This is a genomic window from Pseudomonas sp. B21-031 (genome assembly GCF_024748985.1).
Taxonomy (GTDB): domain Bacteria; phylum Pseudomonadota; class Gammaproteobacteria; order Pseudomonadales; family Pseudomonadaceae; genus Aquipseudomonas; species Aquipseudomonas kermanshahensis.
Genome location: NZ_CP087181.1, coordinates 5,121,125 through 5,140,000, shown reverse-complemented (window position 1 = coordinate 5,140,000; position 18,876 = coordinate 5,121,125). Strand labels below are relative to the sequence as shown.

The window sequence follows — 18,876 nt, the reverse complement described above, 5'->3', positions numbered from 1 at the left end:
GACTGCGTGAAGTCGGAATCGCTAGTAATCGCGAATCAGAATGTCGCGGTGAATACGTTCCCGGGCCTTGTACACACCGCCCGTCACACCATGGGAGTGGGTTGCACCAGAAGTAGCTAGTCTAACCTTCGGGAGGACGGTTACCACGGTGTGATTCATGACTGGGGTGAAGTCGTAACAAGGTAGCCGTAGGGGAACCTGCGGCTGGATCACCTCCTTAATCGACGACATCAGCCTGCTGATGAGCTCCCACACGAATTGCTTGATTCACTTGTATAAAGACGATGCTGTAACGCGACCCTGTTATAGGTCTGTAGCTCAGTTGGTTAGAGCGCACCCCTGATAAGGGTGAGGTCGGCAGTTCAAATCTGCCCAGACCTACCATTACATGGTTCAGCCGTAGAATACGGGGCCATAGCTCAGCTGGGAGAGCGCCTGCCTTGCACGCAGGAGGTCAGCGGTTCGATCCCGCTTGGCTCCACCAATTTTCGCAGTACGCAGTAACGTGTCAGAACTTAGAAATGAACATTCGTTGATGAATGTTGATTTCTGACTTTTGTCAGATCGTTCTTTAAAAATTCGGATATGTGATAGAAATAGACTGAACACTACTTTCACTGGTAGTGGATCAGGCTAAGGTAAAATTTGTGGGCTCGAAAGAGCAAAACGAATTTTCGGCGAATGTCGTCTTCACAGTATAACCAGATTGCTTGGGGTTATATGGTCAAGTGAAGAAGCGCATACGGTGGATGCCTTGGCAGTCAGAGGCGATGAAAGACGTGGTAGCCTGCGATAAGCTTTGGGGAGTCGGCAAACAGACTGTGATCCAGAGATCTCTGAATGGGGGAACCCACTCAGCATAAGCTGAGTATCTTGTACTGAATACATAGGTGCAAGAGGCGAACCAGGGGAACTGAAACATCTAAGTACCCTGAGGAAAAGAAATCAACCGAGATTCCCTTAGTAGTGGCGAGCGAAAGGGGACCAGCCCTTAAGTTGGTTTGAGATTAGTGGAACGCTCTGGAAAGTGCGGCCATAGTGGGTGATAGCCCCGTACACGAAAATCTCTTATCAATGAAATCGAGTAGGACGGAGCACGAGAAACTTTGTCTGAATATGGGGGGACCATCCTCCAAGGCTAAATACTACTGACTGACCGATAGTGAACTAGTACCGTGAGGGAAAGGCGAAAAGAACCCCGGAGAGGGGAGTGAAATAGATCCTGAAACCGTATGCGTACAAGCAGTGGGAGCCTACTTTGTTAGGTGACTGCGTACCTTTTGTATAATGGGTCAGCGACTTATATTCAGTGGCGAGCTTAACCGAATAGGGGAGGCGTAGCGAAAGCGAGTCTTAATAGGGCGTTTAGTCGCTGGGTATAGACCCGAAACCGGGCGATCTATCCATGGGCAGGTTGAAGGTTAGGTAACACTGACTGGAGGACCGAACCGACTACCGTTGAAAAGTTAGCGGATGACCTGTGGATCGGAGTGAAAGGCTAATCAAGCTCGGAGATAGCTGGTTCTCCTCGAAAGCTATTTAGGTAGCGCCTCATGTATCACTGTAGGGGGTAGAGCACTGTTTCGGCTAGGGGGTCATCCCGACTTACCAAACCGATGCAAACTCCGAATACCTACAAGTGCCGAGCATGGGAGACACACGGCGGGTGCTAACGTCCGTCGTGAAAAGGGAAACAACCCAGACCGTCAGCTAAGGTCCCAAAGTCATGGTTAAGTGGGAAACGATGTGGGAAGGCTTAGACAGCTAGGAGGTTGGCTTAGAAGCAGCCACCCTTTAAAGAAAGCGTAATAGCTCACTAGTCGAGTCGGCCTGCGCGGAAGATGTAACGGGGCTCAAACCATGCACCGAAGCTACGGGTATCACCTTTTGGTGATGCGGTAGAGGAGCGTTCTGTAAGCCTGTGAAGGTGAGTTGAGAAGCTTGCTGGAGGTATCAGAAGTGCGAATGCTGACATGAGTAACGACAATGGGAGTGAAAAACTCCCACGCCGAAAGACCAAGGTTTCCTGCGCAACGTTAATCGACGCAGGGTTAGTCGGTCCCTAAGGCGAGGCTGAAAAGCGTAGTCGATGGAAAACAGGTTAATATTCCTGTACTTCCAGTTATTGCGATGGAGGGACGGAGAAGGCTAGGCCAGCTTGGCGTTGGTTGTCCAAGTTTAAGGTGGTAGGCTGAGATCTTAGGCAAATCCGGGATCTCAAGGCCGAGAGCTGATGACGAGTTGCCTTTAGGCGACGAAGTGGTTGATGCCATGCTTCCAAGAAAAGCTCCTAAGCTTCAGATAACTGGGAACCGTACCCCAAACCGACACAGGTGGTTAGGTAGAGAATACCAAGGCGCTTGAGAGAACTCGGGTGAAGGAACTAGGCAAAATGGCACCGTAACTTCGGGAGAAGGTGCGCCGGCGAGGGTTAAGGACTTGCTCCGTAAGCCCATGCCGGTCGAAGATACCAGGCCGCTGCGACTGTTTATTAAAAACACAGCACTCTGCAAACACGAAAGTGGACGTATAGGGTGTGACGCCTGCCCGGTGCCGGAAGGTTAATTGATGGGGTTAGCGCAAGCGAAGCTCTTGATCGAAGCCCCGGTAAACGGCGGCCGTAACTATAACGGTCCTAAGGTAGCGAAATTCCTTGTCGGGTAAGTTCCGACCTGCACGAATGGCGTAACGATGGCGGCGCTGTCTCCACCCGAGACTCAGTGAAATTGAAATCGCTGTGAAGATGCAGTGTATCCGCGGCTAGACGGAAAGACCCCGTGAACCTTTACTATAGCTTTGCACTGGACTTTGAATTTGCTTGTGTAGGATAGGTGGGAGGCTTTGAAGTGGGGACGCCAGTTCTCATGGAGCCATCCTTGAAATACCACCCTGGCAACTTTGAGGTTCTAACTCAGGTCCGTTATCCGGATCGAGGACAGTGTATGGTGGGTAGTTTGACTGGGGCGGTCTCCTCCCAAAGAGTAACGGAGGAGTACGAAGGTGCGCTCAGACCGGTCGGAAATCGGTCGTAGAGTATAAAGGCAAAAGCGCGCTTGACTGCGAGACAAACACGTCGAGCAGGTACGAAAGTAGGTCTTAGTGATCCGGTGGTTCTGTATGGAAGGGCCATCGCTCAACGGATAAAAGGTACTCCGGGGATAACAGGCTGATACCGCCCAAGAGTTCATATCGACGGCGGTGTTTGGCACCTCGATGTCGGCTCATCACATCCTGGGGCTGAAGCCGGTCCCAAGGGTATGGCTGTTCGCCATTTAAAGTGGTACGCGAGCTGGGTTTAGAACGTCGTGAGACAGTTCGGTCCCTATCTGCCGTGGACGTTTGAGATTTGAGAGGGGCTGCTCCTAGTACGAGAGGACCGGAGTGGACGAACCTCTGGTGTTCCGGTTGTCACGCCAGTGGCATTGCCGGGTAGCTATGTTCGGAAGAGATAACCGCTGAAAGCATCTAAGCGGGAAACTTGCCTCAAGATGAGATCTCACTGGGATCTTGAATCCCCTAAAGGGCCGTCGAAGACTACGACGTTGATAGGTTGGGTGTGTAAGCGCTGTGAGGCGTTGAGCTAACCAATACTAATTGCCCGTGAGGCTTGACCATATAACACCCAAGCAATTTGCTAGCGCGAATTGCGGTGGTGAAGACGAAAGACCCGAAAGTTCGTAACCACAAAATCGCATATCCGAATTCGCTGGGCTGTCCATCTGGACATTCTGGCTACAGAATTTCTTGACGACCATAGAGCATTGGAACCACCTGATCCCATCCCGAACTCAGTAGTGAAACGATGCATCGCCGATGGTAGTGTGGGGTTTCCCCATGTGAGAGTAGGTCATCGTCAAGATTCATTTCGCAAAACCCCTATCTGCGCGAGCAGGTAGGGGTTTTGTCTTTTGGGCTGGAAAAGATTTGTCGCCATGCCCGCCATAACCCCGGGCATGCCCCGTGATATGGTTCCGCATCAGAACCCACCGCTTCCAGGGAATGCTCAATGGTCAACACCACCGCCCTCCATCCCGGCTTCATGATCGTACATGGCAACCGCCTCGACGATTTGCGCAGCTTGGTGGTGAGCTGGATGCGCCGTTACCCGTTAGCGCCACTGGAAAACGAAATCGCCCTGGTGCAGAGTAACGGCATTGCCCAGTGGCTAAAACTGGCGCTGGCTGAAGACCCTGAAGAAGGTGACCTAGGCGGCTGTGGTATTGCCGCCGCGATCGATGTACAGCTGCCTGGCAGCTTCATGTGGCAGCTTTACCGGCGAGTCCTGGGCCGCGATGAGATCCCCGAAGTTTCCCTGCTCGACAAAGCACCGCTGACCTGGCGCCTCATGCGCCTGCTTCCGGCGTTGATCGAGCGCCCGCATTTCGAGCCCCTGCGCCGTTTTCTCACCGACGATAGCGACCTGCGCAAGCGTTACCAGCTTGCTGAGCGCCTGGCCGACCTGTTCGACCAGTACCAAGTCTACCGAGCCGACTGGCTCAAGGACTGGGCTGCCGGCGAGCACATCCTTAATACCGCCCGTGGTGAGCGTAAACCCTTGCCCCCTGGTAATCGCTGGCAGGCCGAATTGTGGCGGGCGTTGCTGGACGATGTCGGCGAGCAGGGCATGGCGCAGAGCCGTGCAGGTGTGCATCAACGGTTCATCGAGCGTATCAACAACCTAGAGCAGGCACCTGTCGGCCTGCCATCGCGCGTGATCGTGTTTGGTATCTCCTCCTTGCCAGCACAAGCACTGGAGGCTTTGGCGGGGCTTGCCCGGTTCAGCCAGGTACTGCTTTGCGTCCACAACCCGTGTCGCCATCACTGGGCCGATATCGTCGCCGACAAAGACCTGCTGCGGCATCAGTACAAACGCCAACAACGCAAGCAAGGCATGCCGCTCCTGCTGGATGACCAATCGCTACACCAGCATGCCCACCCGCTGCTGGCCGCCTGGGGCAAGCAGGGCCGTGACTACATCAACCTGCTCGACAGCTATGACGACCCCGGCAGCTACCGCGGCGTATTCAGCGAAGGGCGCATCGACCTGTTCAGCGAAGCTTCGCCGACCACGCTGCTCAACCAACTGCAGGATGACATCCTCGAACTGCGCCCTCTGGCCGAAACCCGCGAACGCTGGCCGCAAGTCGACCTCGGGCAGGACCGTTCGATGCGCTTCCATGTCGCGCACAGCCCGCAACGCGAGGTGGAAATTCTCCACGACCAGTTACTGGCCCGCTTCAGCGCCGACCCTACGCTGCGCCCGCGCGATGTGATCGTGATGCTGCCGGCAATCGACACTTACGCACCCCATATCCGCGCCGTGTTCGGCCAATTGCAGCGCAACGACCCGCGCTACATCCCGTTCACCCTCACCGACCAAGGCCAGCGCGGTCGCGAGCCCTTGCTGATTGCCCTGGAGCACCTGCTCAAGCTGCCAGACAGCCGTTTTGCGGTCAGTGAAGTGCTCGACCTGCTGGACGTGCCGGCTGTACGCGCCCGCTTCGGTATCCGTGAAAGCGATTTGCCCACGCTACATCGCTGGATCGAGGGTGCCGGTATCCGCTGGGGCCTGAACGCCGAGCAACGGGCCAGCCTCGGCCTGCCTGAAGGCCTGGAACAGAACAGCTGGCGTTTCGGCCTGTGGCGGATGTTGTTGGGTTATGCCGTAGGCGTGGGTGAGGGGTGTGATGGCATTGAACCCTATGACGAAATCGGCGGCCTCGATGCGGCACTGATCGGCCCCTTGGTAGCCTTGCTGGATGCCCTTGAGGTGGCCTGCCAGGCACTGGCACAGCCTGCGACCGTCACCGAGTGGGGCGAGCGCTTGAATGCCTTGCTGCAGGTCTTTTTCCTGGCTGAGGGTGAGCACGACGAATTTCTGCTGATGCAGTTGCAGGACCTGCGCGACGCCTGGCTGGAAGTGTGCGAAACCGTCGGCCTGCAAGACGCGCTACCGCTGACGGTGGTCCGCGAAGCGTGGTTGTCGGGGCTTGACCAAGGCAAGCTGTCTCAGCGTTTTCTGGCGGGTTCGGTGAACTTTTGCACCCTTATGCCCATGCGCGCCATCCCGTTCCGCGTGGTCTGCCTGCTGGGCATGAACGATGGTGACTACCCCCGCGCCCAGCAGCCGCTGGACTTCGACCTGATGGCCAGCGACTACCGCCCCGGTGATCGCTCGCGCCGTGAAGATGATCGTTACCTGTTGCTCGAAGCGCTGCTGTCGGCACGGGATCAGCTTTATGTCAGTTGGGTCGGGCGCAGCATCCGCGACAACAGCGAGCGCCCGGCCTCGGTGTTAATCGGCCAGTTGCGTGATCATGTAGCTGCCGGCTGGCGGTTGGCCGGTGCAGATGACGGGCCAGTCCAAGGGCCGGATGAGCGCTTGCTGCACGCCCTGACCCAGGAGCACCCGCTGCAACCGTTCAGCCCGCGCTACTTCCAGAAGGGCAGCCCTTTGTTTAGCTTCGCCCATGAGTGGCAGCTGCTGCATCGACAAGGGCAGGACGCCACGCAGGTCGAGCCGGCTTTGCCTCCTTACGTCGACGACGAAGCACTGAGCCTGACGCAGCTGAACGATTTTCTTCGCCACCCGGTGCGGCACTTCTTCAGCCAGCGCCTGAAGGTGTTTTTCGAGTCCCTAGAAGCGCCTACACCGGATGAAGAGCCGTTCGTCCTCGATACGCTGCAACGCTACAGCGCCAGTGAAACCCTGTTGAATGCCGCGTTGGCCGACCCGGCGAATGCCGAGCAGGCCTTGCAAGTGCAGGCACGCCGCCTGCAAGCGTGTGGCGTGTTGCCGCTTGCCGGTTTTGGCGCACTGTTGCAGGCCGATCTGATTCAGCCGCTGCCTGACCTGCTGCAACGCCATCGTCAGTTGTTGCAGCGTTGGCCACACCTGGTCGAAGGCGCATTGCCGGTGCATTACGAACAGGGCACGCACCGGCTGGAAGGCTGGCTAGGCCGGGTTTACCAGGCTGATGATCAAAGCCTGCTAAGCATCACCACTGTCCCGAACACCATCAGTGCCGGGCGCAACAACTATAAATGGCACCGGTTGATCGCACCCTGGGTCATGCACCTGGCTGCCTGCGCTGCAGGTTATTCGCTGAACAGCGCGCTGGTGGCCAGTGACCTGACCTTGCTCCTTGCACCTTTACCGCAAGACCAGGCGGCGCAATTGCTTGGCGACCTGTTGGTTGCCCGCCAGGCCGCCATGAATGCGCCGCTGCCGGTGGCCGCCAAAACGGCCTTCGCCTGGCTGGCGCAGGACGATGCCGACAAAGCATTGGCCGCGGCTGTTCGGGCCTATGAAGGTGATGAGCGCAACAGTTTTGGCGAGCGCAGCGAGAGCATCGCCCTGGCGCGGCAGTTCCGTGACTTCGCCGCGCTCACCGCCGACGAAACCTTTGAAGGTTGGTGCGAAACCTTGTACCGCCCCTTGTTCAACGCACCCTGGCAGGCCCTGGGCAACCCGGAGAGTGGCGCATGACGCAGGACCGTCCCCTGGCACTGAGTTTCCCCTTGCACGGCAGCCAGCTGATCGAGGCGAGTGCCGGTACCGGCAAGACGTTTACCATCTCGGCGCTGTACCTGCGGCTTGTCCTCGGGCACGGGGGCGAACAGGCCTTCGGCCGTGAGCTGCTGCCCCCGCAGATTCTGGTGGTGACCTTCACCGACGCCGCCACCAAAGAGCTGCGCGAACGTATCCGCGCCCGCTTGGCCGAGGCGGCGCGGTTCTTCCGTGGCGAGCTTGACGCTGCTGACCCACTGCTGCACCAGTTGCGTGACGATTACCCGCAAGAGGCTTGGCCACGTTGCGCCAGCCGCCTGGAAATCGCCGTGCAATGGATGGACGAAGCCGCGGTGTCGACCATCCACGGTTGGTGCCAGCGCATGCTTCGCGAGCACGCGTTCGACAGCGGCAGCCTGTTCACCCAGACACTCGAGACCGATCACAGCGATTTGCTGGGCCAGGTCATGCGCGATTACTGGCGCCGGTTCTGCTATGGCATGCAAGGTGAGGCCCTGGCCTGGGTGCGTGGGCATTGGGGGAGCCCCGACGCGCTGTTGCCGCGGATTCGCCCGCTGTTCGGCCGGGTACGGGCACAGCAGGACGAGCAAGCGCCCGAAGCGTTGATTCAAACCGCGCTTGGGCAACGCACCGAGCAGCTGGCTGCGCTCAAGGCACCCTGGGCACAATGGGCCGATGAGCTGCGGCAGATCTGCCGCGATGCCGTGGCCGCCAAGCGGGCTGACGGGCGCAAAATGCAGGCACGCTATTTTGAACCCTGGTTCGACAAGCTGTGCGCCTGGGCCACCGACGAGCAGGCCGTGGAGCTCGATCTTGGCACCGGCTTCACCCGCCTGACGCCAGCGGGCATGGCCGAGGCCTGGAAGTCTGGCGAGCCACCCGAACACCCCGGGCTGCACGCCATGCAGACGCTGCAGCAACAGTTGCAGGCCCTGGCCAGCCCGGATGCACAGTTGCTTGAACACGCTGCTGGCTGGGTGTCGGCGCGCTTCGAAGTGGAAAAGCGCCGACGCGCCGAGATGGGCTTCGACGACATGCTGCTGCGGTTGCAACATGCCTTGGCCAGTGAGGCCGGTGAGCGCCTGGCCGGGTTGATTCGTGAGCAGTTCCCGGTGGCACTGATCGACGAATTCCAGGACACCGACCCGGTCCAGTACGGGATTTTCGAGCGGATCTACCAGATCAGCGAGAACCGCCCTGAAACCGGGCTGTTCATGATTGGCGACCCCAAGCAAGCGATCTATGCCTTCCGCGGTGCCGACATCTATACCTACCTCGCCGCCCGGCGCGCCACCACCGGGCGCCTGCACAGCCTGGACACCAACTACCGTTCGAGCCAGGCCATGGTCGCGGCGGTCAACCAGGTGTTTCTCCAGGCCGAGGCCAGAAGCCAGGGGCGAGGGGCGTTTCTGTTCCGTGAAGCGCAAGACAACCCGTTGCCCTTCATCGAGGTCCGCGCCAAAGGCCGTAGCGAGCACCTGCTGGTGGACGGCCAGCCAAGCGCAGCCCTGCAATGCTGGCACTTGCAGAGCGAAGAGCCGGTATCGAGCAGCCTTTACCGCCAGCACCTGGCTGCCAGCTGCGCCAGCCATATCGTCGCCTTGCTCAACGGTGGGCAGCAGGGTACGGCGGGTTTCCGCAACGGCGAAGGTGAACTGCGCCCCTGCCTGCCTTCGGATATCGCCATTCTCGTGCGCGACGGCCACGAGGCACAGATGATCCGTGCCGAACTGGCCGCGCGTGATGTGCGCAGCGTGTACCTGTCCGACAAGGACTCGGTGTTCGCCGCCCAAGAGGCGCATGACCTGCTGGCCTGGCTCAAGGCCTGCGCCGAGCCGGATTCGGAGCGCCTGCTCAAGGCCGCGCTGGCCAGCCTTACGCTCAACCTGTCACTGGCGGCGCTGGACAAGCTGAACCAGGACGAACGGGTGTGGGAAGACTGGGTCATGCGTTTTCGGCGCTATCGCGATACCTGGCAGCGCCAAGGCGTGCTGCCGATGCTGCGCCACCTGCTGCACGACTTCCAGCTGCCGCGCACGCTCATCGCCCGCAGTGACGGCGAGCGTGTGTTGACCAACCTGCTGCACCTGGCCGAGCTGCTGCAACAGGCGGCGGGCGAGCTCGATGGCGAGCAAGCGTTGATCCGTCACCTGGCCGAACACCTGGCCAGCTCCGGTCAGGCCGGTGAAGAACAGATCCTGCGGCTAGAGAGCGATGAGCAACTGGTCAAAGTGGTGACCATCCACAAGTCCAAGGGCCTGGAATACCCCTTGGTCTACTTGCCGTTCATCTGCACCAGCAAGCCCGTGGACGGTACCCGTCTGCCCTTGGCCTGGCATGACAGCCTAGGCAACGCGCACCTGACGTTAACCCCTGACCAGGAACAGATCGCCCGCGCCGACGACGAGCGCCTGGCCGAAGACCTGCGTCTGCTCTACGTGGCCCTGACCCGCGCCCAGCATGCGTGCTGGCTTGGCGTCGCCGACCTCAAGCGCGGCAACCAGAAGAGCTCGCAACTGCACCGCTCAGCCCTCGGTTACCTGCTTGGCGGTGGCCTTGCGTTGCCGGGGTCCGGGCAATTGGCCGACTGGCTGCAGGCGTTGGCATCAACCTGCCCGCACATTGAGTGCCCGCCGCTGCCGCTGGCCGACGATCGGCTGTACCGTACGCCACATGCCGAACGTGAGCTGCTGCCTGCGCGCAAGCCTCGGCGAGCGGCCGCCGAGCACTGGTGGATTGCGTCCTATAGTGCCTTGCGCGTCGGTGACCAGACCCTCGGTGCCGACAGCTCACAGGCCCAGCAACTACTGGATGACGAAGTCCTCGATGCGCAACTGCTGCGCGAGGTGCCGGCTGAAGGGGGGGATATCCACCGCTTCCCACGCGGGCCAAACCCCGGCACCTTCCTGCATGGCCTGCTGGAATGGGCTGGTCGAGAAGGCTTCGCCGAAGTCAGCGGCGACCCCGAGCTGATCGAGCGCACGGTCGGCCAGCGTTGCAATCGCCGTGACTGGACTGGCTGGATCCCGACGCTGACGCCGTGGCTGCGCCAGTTGCTGAACGAACCGCTGCCTGTCCTGGCCCACGACGTAAGCCTCACCCTGGCGCACCTGCGTCACTACCAGATCGAAATGGAATTCTGGTTCGCCAGCCATCAGGTCGACGCCGAACAGCTCGATCAACTGGTGGCGCGTTATACGCACCCAGGCCAGGCGCGGCCGGCGGCACAGCCGACACTGCTCAACGGCATGTTCAAGGGCTTTATCGACCTGGCCTTCGAGCTGGACGGGCGCTATTACGTGGCGGATTACAAATCCAACTGGCTGGGCCCGGACATCCAGTCCTACGACAGCCAAGCCATGGAAAAGGCCATCCTCGAGCATCGTTACGACTTGCAGTACGTGCTCTACCTGCTGGCCCTGCACCGCCAACTGCGCGCCCGCTTGCCTGACTACGATTACGACCGCCATGTCGGCGGCGCCCTGTTCATCTTCCTGCGCGGTGCCAACAGCAGCGGTCATGGCGTGTACTTCGTCAAGCCACCGCGGGCACTGATCGAAGCCCTTGATGCGCTGTTCCGTGGCGAGCATGCACCCGCACAGCAAGACCTGTTTGCCGGAGCTGCGCCATGAGCCGAACCCTCACCGACCTGCTGCCCACGCCGCTGCACGCCGAACACCTGCTGGCCCTGGCGCCGCAGCGTGTCAGCGCTGACCTGCTGCAACTGCTGGACCGTTGGGTCGAGCGTGGCTGGCTGCGAGCCCTCGACCGCGCGTTCGTGTCGTTTCTCGAAGAGCGTGCCCCAGGCAGCGACCCCTTGCTGTTGCTGGCGGCTGCCCTGGCGAGCCATCAGCTGGGCCACGGCCATGTCTGCCTGGACTTGCAGCAAACCCTGGCCGAACCGGACTTTGCACTGTCGCTGCCGCCAGAAGGCGACGCCTTGATCGGCCCCTTGCTGCTGCCTTCGCAATTGCTTGCAGACCTGGACCTTCAGGCCTGGCGCCAGCGCATCGCTGCCAGCCCACTGGTGGCCGCTGGCGACACGCCAGGCCAGCAGGCTCGGCCGCTGGTACTCAGTGGCGAGCGTCTGTACCTGCGCCGCTACTGGAACTACGAACGGCGCATCGACCAGAACTTGCGCGAGCGCCTGAGCCAGGACGAAGCCGCACCGGCTGACTTGCCGGCGCGCCTGGCACAGCTGTTCGACGCGGGTGCCCTGGCCGGTCAGGTTGATTGGCAAAAGCTGGCGTGCGCCCTGGCGACCCGCGCCGGCTTCAGCATCATCACCGGCGGCCCTGGCACCGGCAAGACCACCACGGTGGTGCGCCTGCTGGCCTTGCTGCAGGCCCCGGCGGTGGAGCAGGGCAGGCCTCTGCGTATTCGCCTGGCCGCGCCGACCGGCAAGGCCGCTGCGCGCTTGACCGAATCCATTGGCCAGCAGGTCGAGCGCCTGCAAATCAGTGCCGCCGTGCGCGGGCAGATTCCCACCGAGGTCAGCACCGTGCACCGGCTGCTGGGCAGCCGACCTGGGTCGCGGCATTTCCGCCATCACGCCGGCAACCCGTTGCCATTGGACGTGCTGGTGGTCGACGAAGCCTCGATGATCGACCTCGAGATGATGGCCAACCTCCTCGATGCCCTGCCACCCCGCGCACGGCTGATCCTGCTGGGTGACAAAGACCAGTTGGCCTCGGTCGAGGCGGGGGCGGTATTGGGCGACCTGTGCCGGGATGCGGAAGAGGGCTGTTACTCACCCGCGACCCAGGCGTGGCTGGAGCAGATTGGTGGCCAGTCGCTGGAGGGCAGTGGTCTCAAAGCCGGTGATGCGCAGCGCAATCCGCTGGCCCAGCAGGTAGTGATGCTGCGTTTCTCCCGGCGCTTCGGCGAAGGCAGCGGGATTGGCCAGTTAGCGCGGCTGGTCAACCGTCAGCAATCCCATGCCGCGCGTAATCTGCTCGCGATGCCACCGCCGGATGTCAACGGCCTGGCGCTGAAGAACGAACACGATCGAGCCTTCGACCGTCTGCTGCTTGACGGCCTCAACCGCGGCGCAGAAGGGCCTCAAGGCTATCGCAGCTACCTGCGGACCCTGGGCCGCTATCGGCCGGCTCCGGGCACCGCGTTCGATGACCCGCTCTGGGAGCAATGGGCCAGCAAGGTGCTGCACAGTTTCGAGGACTTCCAGCTGCTGTGCGCGGTACGCAGGGGCGCGTGGGGTGTCGAGGGCCTTAACGAACGGGTGGCGCGGGTGCTGCACAACGCTGGGCTGATCGACGCTCAGCAGCCCTGGTATGAGGGCCGGCCGGTGCTGGTGACCCGCAACGACTATGGCCTGGGCCTGATGAACGGCGACATCGGCATCGCCTTGCGCCTGCCCGACGAGCGGGGCGAGCCCCTGCTACGGGTTGCCTTCCCGCGTAACGACGGCAACGGTGGGGTACGTTTCGTCTTGCCAAGCCGGCTCAATGAAGTGGAAACCGTGTTCGCCATGACGGTGCACAAGTCCCAGGGCTCGGAGTTCAGCCATACCGCCCTGGTGCTGCCGGACGCGCTTAACCCGGTGCTGACTAAGGAGCTTGTGTACACCGGCATCACCCGGGCCAAGCATTGCTTTAGCCTGATCGAACCACGGCAGGGCATCTTCGAGGAGGCGGTGTCGCGCAAGGTGCGGCGCATTTCCGGCCTGATGCTCGAACAGGTCTGACACTGGCCGCCAGGTACGATTGGCGGCCATGTGCTATCGTTGCGCCAACATCTGAAAGGACTTCGAGAGATTTCCCACATGACCGTGGCCGGAAGGCGAGTGACGCGCTGTACGCTTTCGCTGTTGCTGGCGGTCCTGTTACTACTGGCAGGCCCTGCCTGGGCGGAAACTTCAGCAACCGCTGTGCAGGCACAGCAACGCGCCAAGGCTGTCACCCAAGTGGTGTTAGGGATCTTCAGTTACGCCCGCTGGCCCGTCGAGCCTACGCCCCTGCGCCTGTGCCTGATCGGCCCCACCGAATACGCAGACGACCTGATCAAGGGCCATGTGCAAGAGTCCGGGCGGCCGCTGCAGGTGCGTCGACTGCTGGCTGACGATGCGCAGGTTGCCCAGGCCTGTGATGCCATCTACATCGGTAAACTCGATCAGGGCCAGCGCGACCGCTTGTTTCAGCGTGTCAGCGGTCACCCAGTGCTGAGCATCAGCGAGGCCGACGACCCGTGTACGGTCGGCAGCCTGTTCTGCCTGCGGGTCAGCGATCAGCAGGTGGCCTTTGAAGTGAACCTCGATTCCGTGGCCCGTTCCGGCGTACGCATCCACCCCAGCGTGCTGCAATTGTCGCGGCGCCGAGGTGCGCAGCCATGAAAACGACCAACAGGCGTATTCGCCCGACCCTGCGTTCGGTGCTCGGCCGTGGGCACCTCAGTGTCGCCCTGCTCGCCGTGGGCCTGGTCGGTATTTCGCTGACCGTGCTGGGCGTGCTTGCCCTGCAGGTCTATGCCAACCACAACCTGCACTTGATCGCTCGCTCGATCACCTACACCGTCGAAGCCGCCGTGGTGTTCGACGACAGCGTTGCGGCCAGTGAGGCGCTGGCACTGATTGCCAGTACCGAAGAGGTGGCCGACGCCAAGGTCTTTAACAATGAAGGCGAGCAACTGGCCCACTGGCAACGCAACGACAGCGGCATGCTCGCGCACCTGGAAACCCAGGTCGCCACCGCGCTGTTGGACGAGCCAGTCAACCTGCCGATCATTCACCAGCAGCAAAAGGTCGGGCATATCGAACTGATTGGCCAAGGCCGTAGCCTGTTGTTGTTCCTGCTCGGTGGGTTGGGCGGGATCCTGTTGTGCATGGTACTCAGCGCCGTCATCGCCCTGTATTTATCGCGGCGCCTGCTCGGCGACATCGTTCGCCCATTGCGTGCGCTGGCCAGCGTTGCCCATGCAGCCCGCCGTGAACGTCGTTTCGACCGCCGCGTGCCAGAAGCCCCGATTGCCGAGCTCAACGAACTGAGTAACGACTTCAACGCCTTGCTCGATGAACTGGAGGTGTGGCACAGCCACCTGCAGAGCGAAAACCAGACCCTCGCTCACCAGGCCAGCCACGACAGCTTGACCGGCCTGCCCAACCGCGCCTTTTTCGAAGGGCGCCTCAGCCGCAGCCTGCGCAACGCTGCGCGGCAGCAAGATCATCTGGCGCTGCTGTTCCTCGACAGTGACCACTTCAAGCAGATCAACGACAGCCTCGGCCATGCCGTGGGCGATGAAGTGCTGATCAGCGTGGCCGACCGCATTCGCGCCCAACTGCGTGAGCATGACCTGGTGGCGCGCCTGGGCGGCGACGAGTTCGCGGTGTTGCTGACGCCCCTGCAGTCGCGCTCAGACGCCGAACACATCGCCGAGAAAATCGTCGCCAGCATGAAACTGCCGGTACAGCTGGACAGTGGCAGCAGCATTGCCACCTCGCTGAGTGTCGGCATCGCCTATTACCCCCAGGATGGCACTGACCCTGCCAGCCTTCTCGACGCCGCCGATGCGGCAATGTACCAGGCCAAGCGTAAGCACCGTGGCCATTGGCAAGTGGCGCAGACGGAACGGTCCGCCACCGAAATCAAGAACAGGAGTTGAACCCGTGATTCATCGTTTGCGTTTTCCCCTTTGGGCGTTGTTGCTCGCCATGCTGGCGCTTACTGGTTGCCAGACCACACCCAAGGGGCTGACTGCCGAGCAAATCGCCGTGCTCAAGCGCGAAGGTTTTGCCCCGACTGATGAAGGTTGGGCCTTTGACCTGTCCGGCAAGGTACTGTTCGGCAGTGACCTGGACAGCCTCAATGGCCAGAGCCAGGCGATCGTCGAGCGAATTGGCAAAGCGTTGCTCGGCGTAGGTCTGCAACGCGTGCGGGTGGATGGCCACGCGGATGCGTCGGGCAGGGCCACCTATAACCAGCAATTGTCCGAGCGCCGCGCACAGAGCGTGGCCAGAACGCTGATCAGCGTCGGCATGCCCGCGCAGAACATCCAGACCCGCGGCCTGGGCAGCACCCAGCCGGTGGCGGACAACCGCAGCAGCGCCGGGCGCACCGAAAATCGACGCGTATCGATCATCGTGGCGTCCTACTGAACAGACCCACCCAACCCAGGTAGCAGGTGGCTTATCTGCGATCGAGGGCGTAGCCCTTGGGCCGCGTTGCGGCCGATCGCAGCGGTTCGTTGCCACGACAATCCAGCGCCGACCTGTACGGGGTTGTGGCTGAGGGCGGCGTCAGCCCTGAGCAAACTGCATCTCGCGGGTCTCACCCATCAACAACGGCGCATTCGCCTCGGTCACCTCGCGAATGTAATCCCACAACAGGGTAATCCGCTTCAACTTGCGCAAATCCTCCCGGCAGTACATCCAGAACGACAAAGAGGGAAAGGGTTAACCCAGTGATTACAGGGGCTGAACCACCATGAATACCCTTCCACAGGAGCACCCTGTCACAAGTGCTGTCACAAACCGCACGCTTCCCTTGAGGCCAACGTGTCGGCTGGCGAGTCCGTACCATTACCGACGACACGGTATCTACTACCTCCGCCTTCGTGTGACTGGCAGTGTGAGTCGCACGGTGTCTGTCTCCCTCAAGACCACTGATCGCAGATGGGCAATGCAAGCATCTGGTCGTCTCACGGCATCGCTTCAATCGTTCCACCTAGAACGCCCTGATGCCTCATGGAGCGATTTGAGGGAGCATCTGTTGATGTTGGTGAGCAGTACGCTTATGTCCTCTGATGACGGCCACCCACTACGCCACTGGGGGGACCTGTACCGCAACGTGGCTGTTAACTCGATGCCGATATTCGCACCGCGTAGTGAGGTGACGAGTACGGCAACTGAACCAGCGTCTACCCCGATGACCTTCGATGGGCTCTCGCAGCTTTACATGGCTGATCGTGGCGGGGACCAGAAGCCCACGACCTTGAAGGAGACGACTCTGTGCCACAAGGTGATTTCTGAGAATCTGGATGGGTTGGATTTGAGGAACCACACCAGGGCAGACCTCGTGGAGTTCCGAGAGCGTTTGTCAGAGGGGCGGATGCCTTCGACTGTGAACAAACTGATCGTGAAGCTTTCGGCTGTCTTTACCTGGGCCGTCGAGAACGGGCACCTGAGCAAGACCTACGACAAGAAGCTGAAGCTGACAAAGGGGGTTGCATCGACCCGTAGGGCTTTCACCCAGCACCAGGTGAGCAAGCTGATGGATTATGCAAACGGTCTCCCAGAGAACTCATGGAAACGATGGCTGCTCAGTCTGGGAATCATCACTGGCGGGCGGCTGAAGGAATTATGCCAACTGACTACAAGTGACGTTGTGACAACGGAGTCTGGCCTTGTTGCCATCCACATCAACGAGGCCGGGGAAGGGAAGTCAATCAAGAACAAGCAGAGCGAGCGTCTAGTACCGCTTACTGACGGTGCCTATGGTTTCGACCTAGCAGCGTTCCTGAGGTACGTCGATGTAGCCCGGTCTAGTGGGAGCGGATCACTAGCCCAAGTCGGCTACAGGCCTTCGGGTGAGTGGGTCAACCAACACGCGATCCCTGCTGCTCTAGGAGACGCCTACGAACGTGGTTTGGTCTTCCACTCACTGCGACATTCTTTGGCAACACTGATGCAGGCCAGAGGAGTGGCGATAACTCACGCTCAGGCCATCATGGGGCACGCCTCAGGCACTATTACCTTTGATACCTATGGGGCAGGGGTTCCGGTCGAGACCATCGCGCGATTGCTCAGAGAGTTGTTCAATGGTGTCTGCATCTGACTTGTGGATGAGTGGCGGCCTTTTAGGAGCAGCACTGATGTAGTACATTCCTATGATGGCCATCAGCCTGCGTCGGCAGATCGTGATTTTTAGCTTCTTCGTCGTGCTGATATCTCCACGGATGTCTAAACCACTTGTTTCGTATAAGAGTAGACCCTATGCAGGAAGCTTTGAGTTTTACGTCGTTTGCAAGCAAAATTAACGAGCTTTACGGAGAAGTAAATAAGAAAAGAGACTTTGAGTACATGTACTCTTATCTCTGTAGAAGTAACTCTTATTTGTCGAGATCATTACTTCGTAATGGTGATGCTAAGCTTTTCTTTGTCAGATCTTTTTCGTGGTTGTTCGCGGCAGCTAATAAGATGGAAATTGATTTGGGTGAGGCTTTTAGGAGGAAGTTTCCTAAAGTTTGCCCATATTGTGTAGCTCCGGTGTGTCAGTGTGCTGAAACTCACAGAGCTCCTATCAACAATTTGCCACTTCATGCGGTAAGGTCTGAGCTGACGGAAAGATATAACTATGAAAAGCGTGCGTTTCCAGAGTTGGCACTAGACAAGGGTGTTGCGATTGTAGCGACTATATACCCTGCGAATAAAGCCATTTGGAATGCCTATGGAAGTTTCTACCATTTCTCCAGGCTGTTTGAAGAGTTGGGGGAAGTGCATGAGGCTTATTCGAGCTTTAGAAAGACTGGCAGTATTGTTAATTTAGAGGAAGAGTTGGCCGATGTGACGGCATGGCTATTGTCTGCATGGGGTATTCATCAGAAGAACGATTCTCTGTCGGACTGCCTAATTGATTACTATGTCGATAATTGCCCAGTTTGTAAAAAGGCTGTATGCGTATGCCAGGAGTACTCTGATAGATCGCAAATGCTGTCTGACAAAGCAAGTCTAGAAATAGTAAAGGCTCAAATTGTTCAGTTGCTGGAGTTGGAGCCAAGTCTGTATCGAGAGATAAATGAGCTGGTCCAGTCAATGGACCAGGCTATTTTGACGACTTCCACTTTGGATGCCAAGCAAGCGGTTAGTAGTGCGAAGAAAATACTTCTTGGTGTTGAAAGTGCCGTTCATGCTGCTGATGATGTTGCAGGAAGAGCAGGTAAGGTGGTCTCAGCAATTCAGTCTATTGTTTCCACTATTGATGGGATCAAGGCTTATTGGTCTTGATTTATTAACGAGTTTTGGTTGAGAGCATTTTTCGCGTTCTTCACTTAGAGGGTGCTATACGGAATGTTCTTTCGAGCCCGCTGCGGCGGGCTTACCTTTGCTACATTTCAGAGCCACGCTGGCGTATCCAGGTGCTCAGCTCCTCAATTGCGGCTCTGAGGGCTGTCTGATTCATCATCAGCAGCTCTAAAGCATCAGCGGTAGCAGCGGCCTTGTCGTCCATATCGAAGATTCCCTTATGCTGGCGGTGATGCACGGTCGGAACAGCTTACAGGTTGCTCAGGCTGCTCGCAGGGGAACACCATCTGGCTGCGGCAGTTAAAATATGACTCTTGCGCCAAGATTCCGAAACTACTCTATCAGGTCGATGGCATAAGGTGGGGACAAGGGA

Annotated in this window: 9 protein-coding genes, 2 tRNA genes, 3 rRNA genes and 1 pseudogene (1 of these 15 running past the window's edge); 13 read left to right on the top strand and 2 right to left on the bottom strand. The window is 59.4% G+C overall.

Annotated features, from left to right (window positions below; translation table 11 throughout):
* The 11 genes from LOY53_RS22980 to LOY53_RS22930 all read left to right on the top strand — a co-directional run.
* Positions 1 to 220: ribosomal RNA gene (locus tag LOY53_RS22980) — 16S ribosomal RNA — on the top strand (it extends 1,317 nt beyond the left edge of the window).
* Between the two features lie 87 nt (positions 221 to 307).
* Positions 308 to 384: transfer RNA gene (locus LOY53_RS22975), tRNA-Ile, on the top strand.
* Positions 385 to 408: 24 nt separating this feature from the next.
* Positions 409 to 484, top strand: a tRNA-Ala gene (locus LOY53_RS22970).
* A 238-nt stretch (positions 485 to 722) separates the two neighbouring features.
* Positions 723 to 3,615 (top strand): 23S ribosomal RNA (locus LOY53_RS22965).
* Between the two features lie 128 nt (positions 3,616 to 3,743).
* Positions 3,744 to 3,859 (top strand): 5S ribosomal RNA (gene rrf, locus LOY53_RS22960).
* The 16S, 23S and 5S rRNA genes sit together here with 2 tRNA genes alongside, the layout of an rRNA operon.
* 147 nt (positions 3,860 to 4,006) lie before the next feature.
* Positions 4,007 to 7,489: an exodeoxyribonuclease V subunit gamma gene (gene recC / locus LOY53_RS22955; RefSeq protein ID WP_258703324.1), complete on the top strand. Its 3,483-nt coding sequence runs from the start codon at positions 4,007 to 4,009 to the stop codon at positions 7,487 to 7,489.
* Positions 7,486 to 11,163: an exodeoxyribonuclease V subunit beta gene (gene recB / locus LOY53_RS22950; protein ID WP_258703323.1), complete on the top strand. Its 3,678-nt coding sequence runs from the start codon at positions 7,486 to 7,488 to the stop codon at positions 11,161 to 11,163. The genes recC and recB overlap by 4 nt, the downstream gene beginning before the upstream one ends.
* A complete protein-coding gene (recD, locus tag LOY53_RS22945) occupies positions 11,160 to 13,235 on the top strand; it encodes an exodeoxyribonuclease V subunit alpha (RefSeq protein ID WP_258703322.1) in 2,076 nt (691 codons plus the stop codon). Before recB ends, recD begins: the two co-directional genes overlap by 4 nt.
* Before the next feature lie 78 nt (positions 13,236 to 13,313).
* Entirely contained in the window at positions 13,314 to 13,880 is a 567-nt protein-coding gene (locus LOY53_RS22940) for a YfiR family protein (RefSeq protein WP_099430460.1), read from the top strand.
* A complete protein-coding gene (locus LOY53_RS22935; protein WP_258703321.1) occupies positions 13,877 to 15,145 on the top strand; it encodes a diguanylate cyclase domain-containing protein in 1,269 nt (422 codons plus the stop codon). The genes LOY53_RS22940 and LOY53_RS22935 overlap by 4 nt, the downstream gene beginning before the upstream one ends.
* Positions 15,146 to 15,149: 4 nt before the next feature.
* Positions 15,150 to 15,638, top strand: a complete 489-nt coding sequence (locus LOY53_RS22930) for an OmpA family protein (protein WP_099455320.1) — start codon at positions 15,150 to 15,152, stop codon at positions 15,636 to 15,638.
* A gap of 141 nt (positions 15,639 to 15,779) precedes the next feature.
* On the opposite strand, the pseudogene LOY53_RS22925 reads toward LOY53_RS22930, so the two are convergent.
* A pseudogene (locus LOY53_RS22925) lies at positions 15,780 to 15,917 on the bottom strand (LysR family transcriptional regulator); the annotation flags it as partial.
* A 358-nt stretch (positions 15,918 to 16,275) separates the two neighbouring features.
* On the opposite strand from LOY53_RS22925, the gene LOY53_RS22920 reads away from it, so the two are divergent.
* Positions 16,276 to 17,316 carry a tyrosine-type recombinase/integrase gene (locus tag LOY53_RS22920; RefSeq protein ID WP_258703320.1) on the top strand — a complete coding sequence of 347 codons (1,041 nt, stop codon included), beginning with the start codon at positions 16,276 to 16,278 and terminating at the stop codon, positions 17,314 to 17,316.
* 158 nt (positions 17,317 to 17,474) lie between these two features.
* Entirely contained in the window at positions 17,475 to 18,485 is a 1,011-nt protein-coding gene (locus LOY53_RS22915; RefSeq protein WP_258703319.1) for a hypothetical protein, read from the top strand.
* Positions 18,486 to 18,585: 100 nt separating this feature from the next.
* Here LOY53_RS22915 and LOY53_RS22910 read toward each other — a convergent pair whose 3' ends face one another.
* Positions 18,586 to 18,708, bottom strand: coding sequence for a hypothetical protein (locus tag LOY53_RS22910; RefSeq protein ID WP_258704193.1), 123 nt, complete (start codon positions 18,706 to 18,708; stop codon positions 18,586 to 18,588).
* Positions 18,709 to 18,876: the final 168 nt, after the last annotated feature.

Excerpts from the sequence above, each read along its gene's own strand:
- recC (WP_258703324.1), top strand. The coding sequence starts at position 4,007 with ATGGTCAACACCACCGCCCTCCATCCCGGCTTCATGATCGTACATGGC.
- recB (WP_258703323.1), top strand. The coding sequence starts at position 7,486 with ATGACGCAGGACCGTCCCCTGGCACTGAGTTTCCCCTTGCACGGCAGC.
- recD (WP_258703322.1), top strand. The coding sequence starts at position 11,160 with ATGAGCCGAACCCTCACCGACCTGCTGCCCACGCCGCTGCACGCCGAA.
- LOY53_RS22940 (WP_099430460.1), top strand. The coding sequence starts at position 13,314 with ATGACCGTGGCCGGAAGGCGAGTGACGCGCTGTACGCTTTCGCTGTTG.
- LOY53_RS22935 (WP_258703321.1), top strand. The coding sequence starts at position 13,877 with ATGAAAACGACCAACAGGCGTATTCGCCCGACCCTGCGTTCGGTGCTC.
- LOY53_RS22920 (WP_258703320.1), top strand. The coding sequence starts at position 16,276 with ATGTCCTCTGATGACGGCCACCCACTACGCCACTGGGGGGACCTGTAC.
- LOY53_RS22915 (WP_258703319.1), top strand. The coding sequence starts at position 17,475 with ATGCAGGAAGCTTTGAGTTTTACGTCGTTTGCAAGCAAAATTAACGAG.
- LOY53_RS22910 (WP_258704193.1), bottom strand. The coding sequence starts at position 18,708 with ATGGACGACAAGGCCGCTGCTACCGCTGATGCTTTAGAGCTGCTGATG.